A 17,017-nucleotide genomic window follows, 5' to 3' on the forward strand; every position below is an offset into this window, starting at 1 on the left:
CGTCAGGATTGTTACTGCGAAAGCAGGCAAAACCTAAATGGTGCAGGTGCAGGAGGAGACTCTCGCAATCTGTGTCATTTAGGTTTTTTTTATTCTCATGTAGGAGGTGATGCGGCATTTGATACAAAAAAAGCTGGCGAAAGGCGGCCACCTTTCATCCAGCAGTCCCCCCATAAAAAGGAGGTATACACATGGATTATGATAAATTATCGAAAGACATATTACAACTCGTAGGCGGTGAAGAAAACGTTCAGCGCGTGATTCACTGCATGACGAGGCTGCGTTTTAATCTTCATGACAACTCGAAGGCGGACCGCAGTCAGTTGGAGCAGCTGCCGGGTGTGATGGGCACCAATATCAGTGGCGAGCAGTTTCAAATTATTATCGGGAACGATGTGCCGAAGGTGTATCAGGCGATGCTGAAGCACAGCAATCTCAGTGATGAGAAGAGCGCTGGTTCATCTTCTCAGAAAAAGAATGTGCTGAGTGCGGTTTTTGATGTGATTTCTGGTGTGTTTACCCCGATTCTGCCTGCGATTGCGGGAGCGGGGATGATCAAAGGGCTTGTTGCGCTAGCGGTTACGTTTGGCTGGATGGCGGAGAAGAGCCAGGTTCATGTCATTTTGACGGCTGTCGGTGACGGCGCGTTCTACTTCCTGCCGCTCCTGCTTGCGATGAGTGCGGCGAGAAAATTCGGAAGCAATCCATACGTAGCGGCAGCCATTGCGGCGGCGATTCTGCATCCGGATTTGACGGCGCTGCTTGGTTCAGGGAAACCGATTTCCTTTATCGGGCTTCCTGTAACCGCTGCGACTTATTCTTCAACCGTTATTCCGATTTTGCTGGCGATTTGGATTGCTTCGTACGTGGAAAAATGGATTGACCGTTTCACACACGCGTCTCTCAAATTGATTGTGGTTCCGACATTCACATTATTGATTGTCGTGCCGCTGACATTGATTACAGTCGGTCCGCTCGGAGCTATTTTAGGAGAATACTTGTCTGCTGGGGTCAATTATTTGTTTGATCATGCAGGGCTTGTGGCGATGATTTTGCTTGCGGGAACGTTCTCTTTAATCATTATGACGGGCATGCATTATGCCTTTGTGCCAATTATGATCAACAACATTGCTCAAAATGGCCACGATTATTTACTGCCGGCTATGTTTTTGGCGAATATGGGGCAGGCCGGAGCATCATTTGCCGTCTTCCTTCGCTCAAGAAACAAAAAGTTTAAATCACTTGCGCTTACCACGAGTATTACTGCGCTGATGGGGATTACAGAACCTGCGATGTACGGCGTGAATATGCGATTAAAAAAGCCGTTTGCGGCCGCTTTGCTTGGCGGTGCAGCCGGTGGCGCTTTTTACGGAATGACGGGTGTTGCTTCCTATATCGTCGGAGGGAATGCAGGTCTGCCGAGCATCCCTGTCTTTATCGGCCCAACGTTTATTTACGCGATGATCGGTCTTGTGATTGCTTTCGCGGCGGGAACAGCAGCTGCGTATTTGCTTGGATTCGAGGATGTGCCTTCTGACGGCAGCCAGCAGCCGGCTGTGCATGAGGGCAGCAGAGAAATCATTCACAGCCCGATTAAGGGAGAAGTGAAAGCATTAAGTGAAGTCAATGACGGAGTGTTTTCTGCCGGGATCATGGGAAAAGGGTTTGCCATTGAGCCTGAAGAAGGAGAAGTTGTCTCACCTGTTCATGGAAGCGTTACCACCATTTTTAAAACAAAACATGCAATTGGCATTACGAGTGATCAGGGAGCTGAAATCCTCATACACATTGGATTGGACACGGTGAAGCTGGAGGGACAATGGTTCACAGCTCACGTCAAAGAAGGCGACAAGGTCGCACCGGGAGATCGGCTTGTGTCCTTTGATCTGGAACAAATCAAAGCTGCGGGATATGACGTCATTACCCCGGTTATCGTGACCAACACAGACCAATATTCGTTTTCGCCGGTGAAAGAAATCGGCAAAGTGCAGACAAAAGAAGCGCTGCTAGCTTTATCTTAAAAAAACTGATGGGGTGATCAATATGAGTTCAAATGCAAAGAGATTTCCAGAAGGATTTTTATGGGGCGGTGCAGTTGCTGCCAACCAAGTGGAGGGTGCTTATAACAAGGGCGGAAAGGGGCTTTCGACAGCTGACGTATCACCGAACGGCATCATGTCTCCATTTGATGAATCGATGACTTCTTTAAATCTGTATCATACCGGAATTGATTTTTACCATCGTTATAAAGAGGACATTGCCTTGTTTGCAGAAATGGGATTTAAGGCGTTCCGCACATCGATAGCGTGGACAAGAATTTTTCCGAATGGCGATGAAGAGGAGCCGAATGAAGAAGGCCTCAAATTTTATGACGATCTGTTTGATGAGCTGTTAAAGCATCATATTGAGCCCGTCGTCACCATATCTCATTATGAAATGCCGCTCGGTTTAGTGAAACATTATGGCGGCTGGAAGAATCGCAAAGTCATAGAGTTCTATGAACGCTATGCCAAAACTGTTTTCAAACGCTATCAGCACAAAGTGAAGTATTGGATGACGTTCAATGAAATTAACGTGGTACTCCATGCGCCATTTACTGGCGGCGGCCTTGTCTTTGAAGAAGGAGAAAATCAATTAAACGCAATGTACCAGGCGGCACACCACCAATTTGTGGCCAGTGCTCTTGCCGTTAAAGCGGGACACGAGATCATTCCTGATTCGAAAATAGGCTGTATGATTGCAGCTACGACAACCTACCCGATGACATCTAAGCCGGAGGATGTCTTCGCGGCACTGGAGAATGAGCGCAAAACACTTTTCTTCTCAGATGTGCAGGCACGAGGCGCGTACCCGGGATATATGAAGCGCTTCCTGGCAGAAAACAATATTGAAATTGAAATGGCTGAAGGCGATGAAGAGATCTTGAAAGAACATACGGTGGATTACATCGGATTCAGCTATTACATGTCGATGGCGGCAAGCACCGATCCGGAAGATCTTGCAAAATCAGGCGGCAACCTGCTGGGCGGAGTCAAAAACCCTTATTTGACATCATCAGAATGGGGCTGGCAGATTGATCCGAAAGGCTTACGCATCACGCTCAATACCTTATACGACCGTTATCAAAAGCCGCTGTTCATTGTGGAAAACGGCCTTGGCGCTGTGGACAAAGTTGACGAGGACGGCACGATCCAGGACGATTACAGAATCAACTATCTGCGAGAACATTTAATTGAAGCACGGGAAGCCATTGCGGACGGCGTTGATTTAATCGGCTACACATCATGGGGGCCAATTGACCTTGTCAGTGCATCCACTGCGGAAATGAAAAAACGCTACGGCTACATTTATGTTGATCGGGACAATGAAGGAAACGGAACATTAAACCGTATAAAGAAAAAAAGCTTCAGCTGGTATCAGCAGGTCATCGCCACAAACGGAGAGAGTCTCTGACATCTTTTTGAAAACGCATGCACTTCAATTGACAATAACCGGAAGCAGGCGGACAATAAAAGAGAAAGATGAACCACCCACAGTCCGAAAGGCGGGAAGAGCATGTTTAATAAAATGTTAGTTGCGATTGACGGATCAGACATGAGTGCAAAAGCGCTTGATGCCGCAGTGCATCTGGCCAAAGAACAGCAGGCGGAACTAAGCATCCTTCATGTGGGGAGAGAAGCCGTCGTCACGACTTCTTCTCTGACGGGAATTGTCTATGTGCCTGAACACTTTATTGATGAAATCAGGGATGAGGTTAAAAAAGAAGGCATGAAAATTCTTGAGAAGGCAAAAGAAAATGCAGCCGAGAACGGTGTTCAAGCTGAAATCATTTATGCGAATGGCGAGCCGGCGCACGAGATACTAAATCACGCAAAAGAGAAAGGCGTCAGCCTGATCGTAGTCGGCAGCCGGGGCATCAGCGGCCTGAAAGAAATGATGCTTGGAAGCGTCAGCCATAAAGTGTCTCAATTATCAACTTGCCCGGTTTTAATTGTTCGATAGATAAAAATTCAAATATCTGATATGGCGAATGGCCAGCATCCGAGACTTACTGTATTTAAATAGCTAGAAGAGAGTTTGCTTTTCCACAATTTCGAAACTGTTCATTAAACACAATCTTTTAAAAATTTGTTTTTATTATAACAACAATATCTAAAAGAGGCGCCCCCTTGATCAGCAAGGGATGACGCCTCTATCTTGTTTGGTTTCAAATATTAGTATATGTTTAGATGCCCCAATATACTTTCCAGTTTTCTATTCATTGTTGCTTTTTATATCTTTATTTCTTTGCTGATTTATTGGCCGGCGCAAACCAGCCGAATAAAGCAATGGCCACTAATACGCCATAGAAGATTAGCGTCCAGGTGGTGCTGTGTGGAAAGTGATGGTCCAGGATTCCAATATCCTCATGGGCAAGGGTAATGACCACCAGTTTGACACCGACCCAGGCCACAATGGCATATGCGGTTGTTTCCAGTGCAGGGCGCTGATTAAGAAGCTTTACAAACCAAGTTGCTGCAAACTTAATCAGGATAAGGCCGGCAATCCCACCTAGGACAACAACAATAAATTGTCCTCCATCCATGCCGCCGAAATCATCAAGTGGTGAATCCGGAAGCCCGAGAGCTAAAGCAACCGCAGCCAGAATCGAATCAATGGCAAAAGCGAGGTCCGCTAAAGCAATTTTCCCGACTGTGGGCCAGAAACCTTTCCCGGCAGCCTCCTCTTTGTCCTCCTCATGAATATTCTCACTTTTTTTCCCGAAACGGGCCTTAATCACATGCTTTAAGCCCAGGTATAGAAGATACGCTGCTCCTATCGCCTGAATCTGCCAGACATTTGCGATAAACGAAATGGCAAAAAGCGCCGCAAACCGGAAGGCAAATGCCATTATGATTCCATAATTTATCGCTTTTTTTTTCTGATCATTGGGTAAATGCTTGGCGATAACTGCCAATACAAGGGCATTGTCAGCCGATAGCAGTCCTTCTAATCCGATTAAGATCAACAATGTCCAGGCATATTCCAGCCAGATAGACTCCATCAACATCTTTCCTTTCTAAAACGTAAAGTGTGCCGTAAAAGTTTCGATATCAACAGTATTACCCTTCTCATTTATAGTTAACTCTATTGAGCAGGTTGGTATTTCTTGGGTTGATTTTTCTTGCTAACAAAAAAATTCACCTGGAAGGACATTTTTGAACAGATATAGATGTAAAAAATCATCTGCTCATTTCATCGTGCACCTGCAGCTTGAACCATAATGATCTCTCTCCTTAAAAAGCAAATGAGTTTTTTGGCAATTTCCTGTATGATAAAAATATGGAAAATAGAGGATGGAACGTAATGCTAAATTATATGAACAAACTATAGTATGCAAGATTATGTAAAATTATCAAAATGAAAAAAGAAGAAATGTAAAATGGCGAAAAAAAAATATAATGATTACTGGGGCAAATAGCGGAACGGCAATCGACTTTTCGGCGGTAAAATAATTTCTAGCGGACGGTTTTCGGGTCGTTGGAGTAGATATTCAAACGAATAGTTGTCAGAATCTATAGGAAACAGTGAATTTCACATGGAAGAAGCAGACTTGTCTGATGTTCAGCAGGCAGAATTTTTGATACCAAAGCTTGAACATAGCCAATTGATTCCGGACATCTTAATCAACGTAGCAGGAATAAGGAAAATCACCCCTGTTCTAGAATGATCAGCCGAATCATTCAAATAGTCATATACATTAATCTCACAGCAGCCTTTATTCTTTCCCGGGACGCGGCAAGGCTGTGGTCTAAGCTGGGAAAACGAGGCTGTATGATCAATATTGCCTCTGTGTCCGGGCTGATGGCAGAGCCTGTGCGGGCTGCCTATGTGTCTTCCAAGCATGCGGTCATCGGACTGACAAAGCAGTTCGCTATGGAATTCGGGTCAAAGGGAATCAGGGTGAATAGCATTTCACCGGGCGTGATCCAAACAGAATTGACGGATGAGTATTTTCAAGACGATGAAATGGTTCAGCTGATCAAAGATAATCATGCCCTCCATACGTGGGGGCAGCCGAGTGATATCGTTTCCTGTATGAAGTATTTGGCTTCTGATGAGGCGCACTTTATTACAGGCTCAAACTTTGTCATAGACGGCGGCTGGACGGCCGGCAAGAAACTATAATAAAGGGAAAAGTACCTTACAGTTGGGGTGCTTTTTCATATACATAACTGGAGGTAGAATACATTTGATGCAGCAAGACCTCTCAATCATACCAAAACAAAAATCAACAGCCATAATCAAAATGGTCATCTCCATGGTGATTTTCGGTTCCATCGGCTTTTTCTCAGAGCATACCAATCTTCCCTCATTTGAATTGGTCTTTGTCCGCTGCCTTTGCGCGACGCTATTTTTAAGCTTTTGCTGGCTGGTGTCCGGGCAGTATAAAACCGAAAAATGGAGCAAGAGAGAAGTGCTGCAAACATTGGCGTGCGGTTTCTTTCTTGTATTCAACTGGGTGTTCTTGTTTAAGTCTTTTGAAGAAACATCTGTCACGATCGCCATCTCCGTTTATCACCTTGCACCGGTGCTTGTTCTTCTCCTGGGGAGCATCATCTACAGAGAGAAATTAAATGTCATCTCCGTCAGCTCCATTATCATCTGTTTTCTAGGAACTGCGCTGATTTCCGGGATTAACGGCAGCACTTCATTTACACAGCTGATGGGATCAGGAATCATTTGGGCCGTTCTCGCCGCACTGTTTTATGCGTTCACAACTTTATTGGGAAAAGGCATTCACAACCTCAGCCCATACACGACCACCTTCTTGCAAACCGGTTTAGGGGTCATCATCCTGATTCCGTTTATTCATTTTGGTGCTTTTGCCCATCTGTCTCAAGGGAACTGGATTATGGTGGTATCTACCGGTATCATCCATACGGGCATCGTGTATTTACTGTTTTTTGACAGTTTGCGATTTTTATCAACGAAGTTTATTTCAATCATTGTCTTCCTCGACCCGGCTGTCGCGATCGTTCTCGATACCGTCTTCACAGGCTTCCGCCCTGACCTCTATCAAACACTTGGCATCGTGATGATCTTTGCGGGCATGGCTTTGACACTTGTCAGGAGGCAGGGGAAGGCGGACGTGGCAGCTGAGGGTAAGGATATTGAACAAATTCAATAATAAAAAAATGTAAAAAGGCTTAAGCTTTTTTTGATTCTTAAAATAACATAAACATTCCAGAAAAAACATTGTAATCATATTTCAATGACGCTAACATGTTAAATCAATAATACAGTTATTTCAAATTTCGTAGCGAATCATTTGACACGTGGTGCGGATTTAGATCCCTTTTACAAGATAATATGTTTCTAGATAAGGGATGGAAAAAGGCTTTCTCAATTGCAATTAAGGGGAAAAGTGAATGTACTATTTTTATGAAATATCAACTCTCAATGACTATGATTGGGTTAAAAAAGAATATAAAACAATAGAGCATATAATATTCGATGTATTGAAAAATATAGAAAATGAACAATATGAAATGTATTCTTACTCGGTTTCAAATAAGGATAGTAATGATTGTATATACTCTGCGAATTTAAAAACAAATACTTTGTTTAATCATAAAAAAATTTCTTTTATGAAAACATCAGCAGAAGAATACGAAAATACAATTGTTGCTCATGAGAATATCATTTTATTGAAAAAAAACGTTGAGTTAAAAGATATATTGAGCAGAGTTCATTTAACGGAAAAAAACACTTGTTAAGGATTTACTGAATGTTGTTTTCTGCCATATAGAAATAATAGATTCCGAGACTATCAGAATAGGTTCAAGAAACAGAGAAAATATTTCAAATATCATTTAACAACTATTCCATTTTGTAGAAAATCCACTGGGTGAATTCTAAATAGAAAAAAAGCTGATATCTTGAGTGATACAAGCTTTTTTTAGAACGATTCTAAACGATGAACGACAAAGAAAACAAGAGGATGATTAGTCAAATTAGAAGAACTTGAGAAATTGGCGACGATAGGAAGTGTGGTCCGTGCAAAAAAGTTTAATCGAAAAACTCGCCGAGAATAAAAGACGTTTGTTGATGAGCGAAATGAAAGAAAAATTAGCCCCTTATGCAGAAAAGGGCTTCACTTATCGTTTTGCCGATCTGATGCAAAGCAAGCAATTGCTTGAGCTGATTTTATCAAATTCAATATCAGCTAACATCCGTCAGGTTGATGCTCCCGGAAAAACGGAAGCGAAACAGCTGATCTTGAAAACATCTCAGTCATATGTTGCTTATGATGACCGGGACGTGCTGCTGTTTCATCAATACAGCAGCGAAATTGGTGCGCTAGTTTGTGCTTTTGGAAAATGTCTCGAGCACCTTGAGGGCTTATTGGAATGTACTGGGTTCGACGAAGGGCTTCTCAATCATAGTTTTATTTTGGTTGAGCCTGAGTGTCAGTTTGGTTTATGTATATTGCACACGGAATATGGCTGTGAGCTTGTATATTGGTAGATTGCTTTCTTAAAAGGAAACCTTTTGGAACATATTTTTTACGAAAAAAACTTCAATATCTAAATATCAGTACGGTGCCTTATATACTAATAACAAATCATTTAGTACTTGAATACGGTGGTGATCAAATTGAGCGAGCCAAATCTAATAGAATGCATAAATAAAATCAAAAGTGTCTTAAATGGACAAACAACAAGAGAAGAAGTGTCAGATTGGGCGGGCACTTATGTTTATGCGGATGACCCCGAAGTAGAAGACGATAGAGTCTGGGATATGTTAATCCTTCTAAGCGGGATTGATTTGAAAGATTCTCCTGAAAATTTTTTGCATTCAACAGATGATTTAAATGATTGGTTAAAACAATATATGGAGTAATTTGTTTTTTGCTTGGTGGTAAGGCGTTATTGATTAAAAAGAGGTAGGAGATGACAATGTACAAAACAATTATTGAATGGGTTGATTATATAGATGAGGGGTGCAGTGTCCTTCATTTAGATTTTAATGTGTTTAAAAAAGAGCTCTCACTTGAAATTAAAGTTGTTGAAGGTGAAGGTGAATACTTGCATAAAATTTTATTTCAAAATGTTGCTTCTGTTTATTTTAATGGAGGTGACGGTGATATAAGATTAGAAAAAATAGATCCAGAGGAATACAATTGGCAAGTATTTGAATTCAGTTATCACCCGGAAGGAATCGGAAATCTATCAAATTCTATAATTCCGGAGTATCAATCAAATGCTAATTTTCTCATTGACATGAACAGAATGCTGATTGCTATAGAAACTGAAACAGTTCGCTTTGATGATCAATCGTTTTATGCATATCATTTAAATCTTAAATAAATCCATTACATAAGAAAGGTTATCAGCCTCACTTTTCTTATACGGCATAAAAGCAGCCATACAAAATGTAAACGGCGATGTCATCGCGATTTAAGACCAAATTGGAAAGTAGCCAAATATCAATACGATTAATGAAACCAGGCTGTAATATCTTATGTCGTGGTCCGTTACTAATAGCTAATAAATGGATTATTCTTATCACTTCATTTCTAACCTGGGAGCATATCAATGAAAAAATTAAACATGAATAAAATCATTAATATAAATACCCAAGATTGTTTTTTCTATGTCGATTCACAAGGTCGTGTCTACATTGGAAAAGGTGTGAAGGGTGATATTACCATTTCAATCTATGATCCTTCTGGTGCTGTTCGGGATTTTAAAGTAAAAGAGAAGATTGCATACAATGATATTCAGCTCTTTCAACAATGTGAAAATGGCTATGTCCTCGTTTATTACGAATCGTATGAGCCGAAGGTAAAGGTTTTTTCAGAAGAGGGAAGGGTGAAAAGTGCTTTTCACTTGCCTTCCGGGGTTTCCTGCTGTCTTTTGGATGAGAAACAAAACCTTTGGGTCGGTTTAAGTGATGAAGGCATTTATGATGATGAAAACTCAAATGGACAAAGTGTGCTGTGCTTTACTTTAGACGGACAACTAAAGGAAACTCACATTGATCAACAGCTTTCAGAAATATATGCGCCAGTGGTAGATGACTGCTATGCACTTGCAGAAAAAAACGGACTGATATACATGCTGTATTACTCTTATACAGTCATTACTGCCTTTGATGAGACGGGCGTGAAACGAGTGTGGATTATTTCTGATAAAGAGAGTTCAGGGGTCTATGAACAGCTTGCGATTTCAGATGACGGGTTTTGGATATGCAAAGATGAACATTCACTGTCCCTCATTCCGGCTGATGTCAGTCTGCCGATGCAAGAGGTGAGGTGCTATGATTCGAACGGTGAAGCCCTAGACGTTCAACAGCTGAAACTGACAAGTAACGCTGTTTACGCAGTTACCTCTTCTGGTGTCTATATGCAGGATATCCAATAATGCCGAAGGGTGGGATAATGATGAATTGGCGCGCTTTAAGTCAGACAAAACAAGACCGCATCTGGTCAGAAGTAAACCAGCTCATAAAATGGAAGCCCGGAAGCAGATTTCATCACATCATCCCGCCTGATCCATATCGAGTGTTTGATATCTCAAGCGGGATGAGCAGTAAAGCTGGTCATAATGATGTGAGCAGAGTGCTGAATGATTTAGAGACTTCTATTTTAAAAGCATTTCAATCATGTACTGGAGAGCAGGATGTAATATACGCATTCGATTGGCAGCATGACGGATATATCTTTAGCCCTCATCAGACAATGCCTAAGGATGAATTTGGCGAATGGCCTGTTCCGGTATTTCCAAACGGAGACTATTATTTCTTTTTTTATCAGGACTTTTCTTGGGGACTTTTGGGAGACCCGTGGAAATGTACAATCACTGTGTTTGGTGAAGAATTATTGAAGGCGATAGATAAATATCCGCCTATCCTGTTTCAAAATAGATGAGTGTTCTGAAAAACGAGGTGAAACATGGGCTTTTGGGAAGAGAAATATAAGAATAAAAAGATATTCGTAAGTGATGATGGTTTGGATATTTGTCACGACGCCATCGAAGATTTTCACGCTGTGTTCCTTGAACAATTGGATCGCAAGCCTACTCTAAATGAATTTGTTTATACTCTCTTTCAGGTATTAAACTCAGACGGCGATTCATTTTTTAAAGAATTAGAAGGAAAACAAGTCACCGATATCAACCTAAAGATGAAAAAAAGAACTACTTTAAGTGAAGTTAGGCCTGGTGTTGTCATTGAAATCCCTTTAAAGCAAATCAATCAGTTTACATATGCATTAGTGGTAAAAGGAGATTTGGCAGCAGATAAAAATGATGATGTTCTCATTCAGTATTTTGATATTTTTACAGAGGATCACTTGAGTAAAGATGACATTTTTCTCATGATGGCAGAAAAGCAAAGAGCCCTTTTTATTGCGAATACAGGATATACAGGCTTTCTTCAGGGGAACTGGAAGGTTGTTTCCAAGGTGCCGATAGATCTGATGAAGAAATTTGATCATTCTGCTATAACGTTTGTCATGTATGAGGATGGAAAGTATCTCATTAGCCAAGACGATTCATTAGCGGCAGAGAGTGATTTAATAGAAGTTGACAAAAAACAGGGGAAGACCTTTAGTAATCCAATTGGGCTATTTGGTCATTTGAGTATTGAGGATGTACTTAATCAATATTTCAAGGGAACCTCGATGGAGGAATTGATCAAGTATGAGTTGTAAAAAGGGACTTTTATTGGGGAAGAGGTACATATGAGCAGATATTGTCTGGAATATGCTGATTCTGATCTTTTTCTTTTAAATGATTTTTTCAAACAATTCCCTCTCCCTATCACTGAGTATAATTGGGTCATTGGCGATATTTTGAATATGATGGATTTATCCGAGGATAAGAATCATTGGAACGATATCATTGGCGAGCGTGAAGACTATCTTTTTATCACAGGTGAGGAATTTCATCGTATATTAAATGAATTTGAGATTTATGTGATATTTTCTATTTTAACTGCTGTGCCTAAAGAGACGATACCGTACGATTTAACACGAGTTCCGTTTGTTGATGGGAATGCTGACTTTTATGAAGATGACTATAGCTCCCCTGTGAAAGAATGTGTTTTTGAAGTCGGTTTTTTTGATTCATCAGATCTTATTTTTACCGTTAATGAAGAAGGAATAGAAAGGATGTTAAAGGCTGCATTCCCTGATTTGAGGACTTACTGTGAGTATGGAGTATAGGAAAGCGTCAACGGAGGAATCAAAATTGGCAAATGAATTGAATATTTCTGGAGTTTCTCCAATTTTGTTACAGCATATCAAGAAATGGCGTCTTTATCGAGAAACAGATAGAGACGCCATTTATACGATTGAGTTAGCAGTTGTTTATCATTTCCGTTCAATTATTTTTACATTCAAAGACGTTTCAGCCGTTACGATACGAGATTTGGAAACCCTAAAGGACATGTCTGATGTGCTTCTCCGTATAAAACCGCAGCCGCAAGGCATCTACCTTGTGGAAGAATGGGAGGAGGAGACGTTCCGCTTTTATTGCCGGCGATATGAGGTGACGGAAGGGAGCGGACCGCATGTTTGAAAAGCTGAGAAAGAGACAGCAAGAGCTTGAAGAAATGCCGTATCCTGATGAATTGTACGGCTTTGAAGCGGAAGTGTATGAGTTTTTTATGCTTGTTGATGGCAGTTTGGATTATGTGCTGGCAAATAAAAGGATGCCCCGGCATCAGCGGCGTTTGTTGGAGAAAAGCTTTTTTGAACTGTATCCTGAAATACAGCCGGATATGATCAAAAATGATACTGATTTGTATCATTACATTCTCTTGTATGACCAAGTCAGACAAGAGATTTGCGTTGCGCTGTCCAACTAATAAGGAGGATTTTATGGAAATAACCTCTATAAGCAGTATCGGTAATTTGGACATGATCGATCTTAAGACTGACCAAACCGTTACGTCATGCGAACTTGAAGATGCTGAGTCTTTTTATCGTTTTTGGCAGGGGCTTGCCTATGAGCAAATCATGATACAGGTGATAACGGGGGGTTCATTTATAGAAGACCTGACAGAGTTTTTCAAAGGCTATGCTTACAAAGTGACGAAGCTGGCGAAAAGGCAATTTCATTTCCAATGCGTAGTACATGAAACAGACCGGGGCATTGCAGATTTTCTCTTTCTGTTAGCTTCCATCAATGATGATGTTTTTCTGATCACTGATCCTCAACCAGATAACAGCTATTTTTCCGAAGGGAAACTCCATTGCCTAACGGACTCAGGTGAACGGATCATGTGGTTTGAATACGATGCTGAGGAGATCTATATGGTTGGCGATGAAACATAAAAGGAGGAGGAATCCATATGAATATCACACAATACGAGAAAATAAAACAGCATCTTTCTGATGTAGATACAGGTCCATTTACATTAAACGAGTTTACTTTCTATAGATCGTTATATTCATATTCCTGTGTTTGAATTAAAACTCTCAGCTCAAACCTGCAACATTCATTTGCGGTTTGAAGACATCAGTGCATCGAAGCTGGATGATCTTGAATCCATCGATGGGGTTGAATTGGAGATTTTACCGACTGATGATCAATGGGAAAGACTCCGTTATTATGTGTATGACGAAGAAGACCAAATAAGCTTCTATTGCGGAGGTTGAGATGTGATCAAGTGTGACAAGAAGTCACACTGATTTTCCCCCTTTTGCTTGAGACTCCCCACCTCATTTTTATTCTTCAACGCAATTTTTTTTCTGCCTTCAGCCATCATAAAGAAACAATCACCGAGGAACTGGATCATGGTGGTGTCTACCGGTATCATCCATACTGTTATTGTCTATTTGCTGTTTTTTGACAGTTTGCGATTCTTATCAACAAAATTTATTTCAATTATTGTCTTCCTCGACCCGGCTGTCGCAATCGTACTCGATACCGTCTTTACGGGTTTCCACCCAGACCTCTATCAAACACTAGGCATCGTAATGATCTTTGCGGGTATGGCTTTGACGCTTGTCAGGAGGCGGGGGAAGGCGGATGTGGTTGCTGAGAATTCTCAAATGTAAAGAATATCGAATGATAAAAGCAGCTGTCGAAGGCAGTTGCTTTTGTTTTACAAGCAGAACAGGAAATGAATCTAAAGAAATGAGTCTATAGTCATTATGTATGCGAGATGCATGATAAATCGCCGTAATTTAGTATTTTAGGAGGATGCATCATCTTCTAATCATGATTATCATATTTAAAGATGATAAAAGAACTATACAAGAGTGGGAGGAATTACATAATGAAAAAGAAGAAATTGATCATGACCTTCGTTGCTTTTGTTATCGCATTGACAAGCTTTACTGCTATAGATCTTGCCGGTAACAAAGCTCAAGCAAAAGATTGGGTGAAAAGAGGCAGTATTTGGACTACCCATTACCATTCAGGCTCATTCAAAAACTATACGTACTCACCTACATTTCAGATTTTTTATTCAGGTCAAGGAACGAATGCAAGCATTAATGCAAACGGATCTGGGAGCGGGAACATAAAAGCCGAGATGCAACAGAAGACAAGTAAAGGGTGGAAAACCATTAAAACGTTTTATGCAAAGAAAAAGGGTTATACCAACTTGAGCTACAGTAAAGCATCTAAGAGCTATAAAACAAAATACAGATTTAAATTCAGTAATACAGGAACTAAAAAAACGATTAACTATACATTCGCTTCTCTTTATTAAATAGCAAAACCCCAGCCTTCACTCAAGGTTGGGGTTTCTGCGTTTGACTCGCCAAATTCTGAAGACAGCGGCTGCGTAAGTAAGGGTAGCCGGAATAGTGATGGCGATGAGAAAGATAAAAAGGATGTGTATGGTGTTATGAAGTATGGAAGCTTCAGCAGAAATAAGCATACTCCTGATGACAGTGAAAGCCGCGGTAAGACAGAGCATAAACAATGTGATATAGCGAAGGGTATATTCACTTTGTTTATATTTTTCAATCATAGTTGAACGGTCGGAGTAAATCGGCTTCGTTCCGGGTGCAGCGGCAAAGATATGTGTGGTGTATTCAGAACAAACATGCTCCCATCCGGCATTTTCGAATATTTCAAGGTATTCATCCATGTTGTGATCATCGACGGCACGATAGTCTAAGCTGTAGATCAGGTTTTGCGGCTCAGCTTTTCTAAGCTTATACCCCATAAACGCAAAAGAATCGAGCACCCAGCCTTTGCTGGCCATATCACTTAGTCTCTTCATATCCTTTTCTTCTGAAAAGGCCAATCCTTCGGACATCATATATTTATTCTGTTTCATGACTAATCCCCTTTCAATTGTTGAAAAGCGCGTTCCCCTTGTTCAGCCATCACTTTTCTACGCTGAATTTCTTTTTTGAGTAATTCTTGGCCATTTCGTGTTGTTTGGTACACTTTGCGGCGCGGGTTGTCATTGTTGACAAGCTCAATGATTTCTTCTTGCAGTAATTTCTTTAACAATGTATATAAGGTAGCCGGGCCGATTGTAAAGGAGTCATCGGTCATGTCCTCAATCTCCTGCATGATCGAATATCCGTGCTTTGGTTCCAGCAATGTTAAGACAATATAATAGGCTGGATCGGTAAGCTGATCCATTTCCTGCGGACGTTGCTTTGGCAAGTGGTCACCTCATCTCTTGTATCAATGAATGATATATCACTTATTGATATAATAAAATCTTCCTTTTCATTTGTCAACGCAATTTTTTTCTGCAATCAGTCATCATAAAGAAACAATCACCGAGTATGCATTAATGTATGCGTTTTCATAGAGGGGGGTTTCTTGATGAAAAAATGGATAGCGGCGGGTTTTGTGATGATGTTGATGCTGGGGTTTGGCGGGATTGAGAGTATGAAAGCTGCGGAGCCGAAGGTGTATCAGTTTGATTTTGGAAGCGGTTCTGTTGAGCCTGATTACATTGGTGTCAGGGCGTCTAATCGCTATGACCGGTCAAAGGGCTACGGTTTTCAGACACCGGAGAATATGAAGGATGTGGCGGCATCCGGCACTGGTGTGAAAAGTGATGCCGTACAATTTTTGGCGTATGGGACGAAAAGCAACAATACGTTTAATGTGGATCTCCCGAACGGCCTTTATGAGGTAAAGGTGACGCTCGGCAATACGGCAAGGGCCAGTGTGGCGGCGGAGGGCGTGTTTCAGGTCATCAATATGACAGGGGATGGCGCGGAGGATACGTTCCAAATTCCTGTCACCGACGGGCAGCTGAATCTGCTGGTGACAGAGGGGAAGGCAGGCACCGCTTTTTCGCTCAGCGCCTTAAAAATCAAGAAATTGTCTGATCAGCCGGTAACCAATCGAACCATTTATGTCGGCGGCGATTCGACGGTGTGCAATTATTATCCGCTCAACAGCAGCAAGCAGGCGGGCTGGGGGCAGATGCTGCCTCACTATATCGACAAACACACCTTTCAAGTGAGAAACATGGCGTCTGGCGGGCAGATCGCGAGAGGGTTTCGAAATGACGGTCAGCTCGAGGCGATCTTGAAGTACATCAAACCGGGTGATTATTTTATCTTGCAGCTGGGCATTAATGACACAAATCCGAAGCATAATGAATCTGAAGCGGAATTTAAGGAGATTATGCGTGATATGATCCGTCAGGTGAAAGCAAAGGGAGCGGAAGTCATCCTATCAACACCCCAGGGCCGGGCGACAGATTTTACTTCTGAAGGCATCCATACGTCTGTAAACCGATGGTACAGGGCTTCTATTTTGGCTTTAGCCGAAGAGGAAAAAACACACCTCATTGACTTAAATGTCCTCAGCTCGGCTTACTTTACATCAATCGGTCCGGAAAAAACACTCGCGCTGTATATGGACGGAGATACGCTGCATCCGAACCGCGCGGGGGCCGACGCACTGGCGCGAATGGCCGTTCAGGAGTTAAAACGCCAGGGAATCGATGGCTTTTAATACGTCATTTTTCGGCAAAACACATATGCCTTCGCCAATTAGAGTATAATGAGAACATCTGCAAGAGACAGGAGTTTATA

20 protein-coding genes and 3 pseudogenes are annotated in these 17,017 nt (G+C 41.6%); 20 read left to right on the forward strand and 3 right to left on the reverse strand.

Going from position 1 to position 17,017, the window contains the following annotated elements:
• The first annotated feature begins 191 nt into the window (after positions 1-191).
• The 3 genes from bglP (at position 192) to KHQ79_RS13285 (ending at position 4,002) form a co-directional block, all read left to right on the forward strand.
• Positions 192-2,021, forward strand: coding sequence for a PTS beta-glucoside transporter subunit IIABC (gene bglP / locus KHQ79_RS13275; protein WP_225515535.1), 1,830 nt, complete (start codon positions 192-194; stop codon positions 2,019-2,021).
• Between the two features lie 22 nt (positions 2,022-2,043).
• Positions 2,044-3,453, forward strand: coding sequence for an aryl-phospho-beta-d-glucosidase (bglH, locus tag KHQ79_RS13280; RefSeq protein ID WP_225515537.1), 1,410 nt, complete (start codon positions 2,044-2,046; stop codon positions 3,451-3,453).
• A 102-nt stretch (positions 3,454-3,555) separates the two neighbouring features.
• Positions 3,556-4,002 carry a universal stress protein gene (locus KHQ79_RS13285; protein ID WP_003236288.1) on the forward strand — a complete coding sequence of 149 codons (447 nt, stop codon included), beginning with the start codon at positions 3,556-3,558 and terminating at the stop codon, positions 4,000-4,002.
• A gap of 277 nt (positions 4,003-4,279) precedes the next feature.
• On the opposite strand, the gene KHQ79_RS13290 is transcribed toward KHQ79_RS13285, so the two are convergent.
• On the reverse strand, positions 4,280-5,044 hold the full coding sequence (locus KHQ79_RS13290) for a TerC family protein (protein ID WP_060399847.1): 765 nt from the start codon (positions 5,042-5,044) through the stop codon (positions 4,280-4,282).
• Between the two features lie 662 nt (positions 5,045-5,706).
• Between KHQ79_RS13290 and KHQ79_RS13295 the strand changes: the two genes are divergently transcribed.
• The 16 genes and pseudogenes from KHQ79_RS13295 to KHQ79_RS13370 all read left to right on the forward strand — a co-directional run bounded on the left by KHQ79_RS13295 (position 5,707) and on the right by KHQ79_RS13370 (position 14,709).
• Complete coding sequence (locus KHQ79_RS13295) at positions 5,707-6,168, forward strand: SDR family NAD(P)-dependent oxidoreductase (protein ID WP_225515539.1); 462 nt, start codon at positions 5,707-5,709, stop codon at positions 6,166-6,168.
• Positions 6,169-6,235: 67 nt separating this feature from the next.
• Positions 6,236-7,171, forward strand: a complete 936-nt coding sequence (locus KHQ79_RS13300; protein WP_225515667.1) for a DMT family transporter — start codon at positions 6,236-6,238, stop codon at positions 7,169-7,171.
• Positions 7,172-7,412: 241 nt separating this feature from the next.
• Positions 7,413-7,760 (forward strand): hypothetical protein, encoded by a 348-nt coding sequence (locus KHQ79_RS13305; protein ID WP_225515541.1) that lies wholly within the window; start codon positions 7,413-7,415, stop codon positions 7,758-7,760.
• A gap of 280 nt (positions 7,761-8,040) precedes the next feature.
• Positions 8,041-8,511 (forward strand): YxiF family protein, encoded by a 471-nt coding sequence (locus KHQ79_RS13310; RefSeq protein ID WP_060399845.1) that lies wholly within the window; start codon positions 8,041-8,043, stop codon positions 8,509-8,511.
• Positions 8,505-8,886 (forward strand): annotated as a pseudogene (locus KHQ79_RS13315) (hypothetical protein). Before KHQ79_RS13310 ends, KHQ79_RS13315 begins: the two are co-directional and overlap by 7 nt.
• Positions 8,887-8,936: 50 nt before the next feature.
• A complete protein-coding gene (locus tag KHQ79_RS13320; RefSeq protein ID WP_060399843.1) occupies positions 8,937-9,353 on the forward strand; it encodes a YxiG family protein in 417 nt (138 codons plus the stop codon).
• Positions 9,354-9,581: 228 nt separating this feature from the next.
• Positions 9,582-9,908, forward strand: a pseudogene (locus KHQ79_RS13325) (DNA-binding protein); the annotation flags it as partial.
• A 518-nt stretch (positions 9,909-10,426) separates the two neighbouring features.
• Entirely contained in the window at positions 10,427-10,915 is a 489-nt protein-coding gene (locus KHQ79_RS13330) for a DUF2716 domain-containing protein (RefSeq protein WP_225515543.1), read from the forward strand.
• A gap of 24 nt (positions 10,916-10,939) precedes the next feature.
• Positions 10,940-11,698 carry a hypothetical protein gene (locus KHQ79_RS13335; protein WP_225515545.1) on the forward strand — a complete coding sequence of 253 codons (759 nt, stop codon included), beginning with the start codon at positions 10,940-10,942 and terminating at the stop codon, positions 11,696-11,698.
• Between the two features lie 30 nt (positions 11,699-11,728).
• Positions 11,729-12,211, forward strand: coding sequence for a hypothetical protein (locus KHQ79_RS13340; RefSeq protein WP_225515546.1), 483 nt, complete (start codon positions 11,729-11,731; stop codon positions 12,209-12,211).
• Positions 12,212-12,236: 25 nt separating this feature from the next.
• A complete protein-coding gene (locus tag KHQ79_RS13345) occupies positions 12,237-12,566 on the forward strand; it encodes a hypothetical protein (protein ID WP_225515548.1) in 330 nt (109 codons plus the stop codon).
• Complete coding sequence (locus KHQ79_RS13350; RefSeq protein ID WP_225515550.1) at positions 12,559-12,855, forward strand: YxiJ-like family protein; 297 nt, start codon at positions 12,559-12,561, stop codon at positions 12,853-12,855. The genes KHQ79_RS13345 and KHQ79_RS13350 overlap by 8 nt, the downstream gene beginning before the upstream one ends.
• A gap of 13 nt (positions 12,856-12,868) precedes the next feature.
• The gene (locus KHQ79_RS13355; protein ID WP_225515552.1) at positions 12,869-13,324 is read left to right on the forward strand and encodes a hypothetical protein; all 456 of its coding nucleotides are present in this window, start codon (positions 12,869-12,871) and stop codon (positions 13,322-13,324) included.
• A 17-nt stretch (positions 13,325-13,341) separates the two neighbouring features.
• A pseudogene (locus tag KHQ79_RS13360) lies at positions 13,342-13,459 on the forward strand (hypothetical protein); the annotation flags it as partial.
• A gap of 237 nt (positions 13,460-13,696) precedes the next feature.
• Positions 13,697-14,050: a DMT family transporter gene (locus KHQ79_RS13365; RefSeq protein ID WP_266131953.1), complete on the forward strand. Its 354-nt coding sequence runs from the start codon at positions 13,697-13,699 to the stop codon at positions 14,048-14,050.
• 221 nt (positions 14,051-14,271) lie between these two features.
• The gene (locus KHQ79_RS13370; protein ID WP_044454778.1) at positions 14,272-14,709 is read left to right on the forward strand and encodes a hypothetical protein; all 438 of its coding nucleotides are present in this window, start codon (positions 14,272-14,274) and stop codon (positions 14,707-14,709) included.
• Between the two features lie 18 nt (positions 14,710-14,727).
• Here the strand turns inward: KHQ79_RS13370 and KHQ79_RS13375 are convergent, their stop codons facing one another.
• Entirely contained in the window at positions 14,728-15,285 is a 558-nt protein-coding gene (locus tag KHQ79_RS13375) for a DUF2812 domain-containing protein (RefSeq protein WP_225515554.1), read from the reverse strand.
• A gap of 2 nt (positions 15,286-15,287) precedes the next feature.
• The gene (locus tag KHQ79_RS13380) at positions 15,288-15,623 is read right to left on the reverse strand and encodes a PadR family transcriptional regulator (RefSeq protein ID WP_225515556.1); all 336 of its coding nucleotides are present in this window, start codon (positions 15,621-15,623) and stop codon (positions 15,288-15,290) included.
• A 165-nt stretch (positions 15,624-15,788) separates the two neighbouring features.
• Between KHQ79_RS13380 and KHQ79_RS13385 the strand changes: the two genes are divergently transcribed.
• Positions 15,789-16,937 (forward strand): rhamnogalacturonan acetylesterase, encoded by a 1,149-nt coding sequence (locus tag KHQ79_RS13385; protein WP_225515558.1) that lies wholly within the window; start codon positions 15,789-15,791, stop codon positions 16,935-16,937.
• The last annotated feature ends 80 nt before the right edge of the window (positions 16,938-17,017 follow it).

This window comes from Bacillus sp. TSO22 (assembly GCF_020223595.1).
Classification (GTDB): domain Bacteria; phylum Bacillota; class Bacilli; order Bacillales; family Bacillaceae; genus Bacillus; species Bacillus inaquosorum.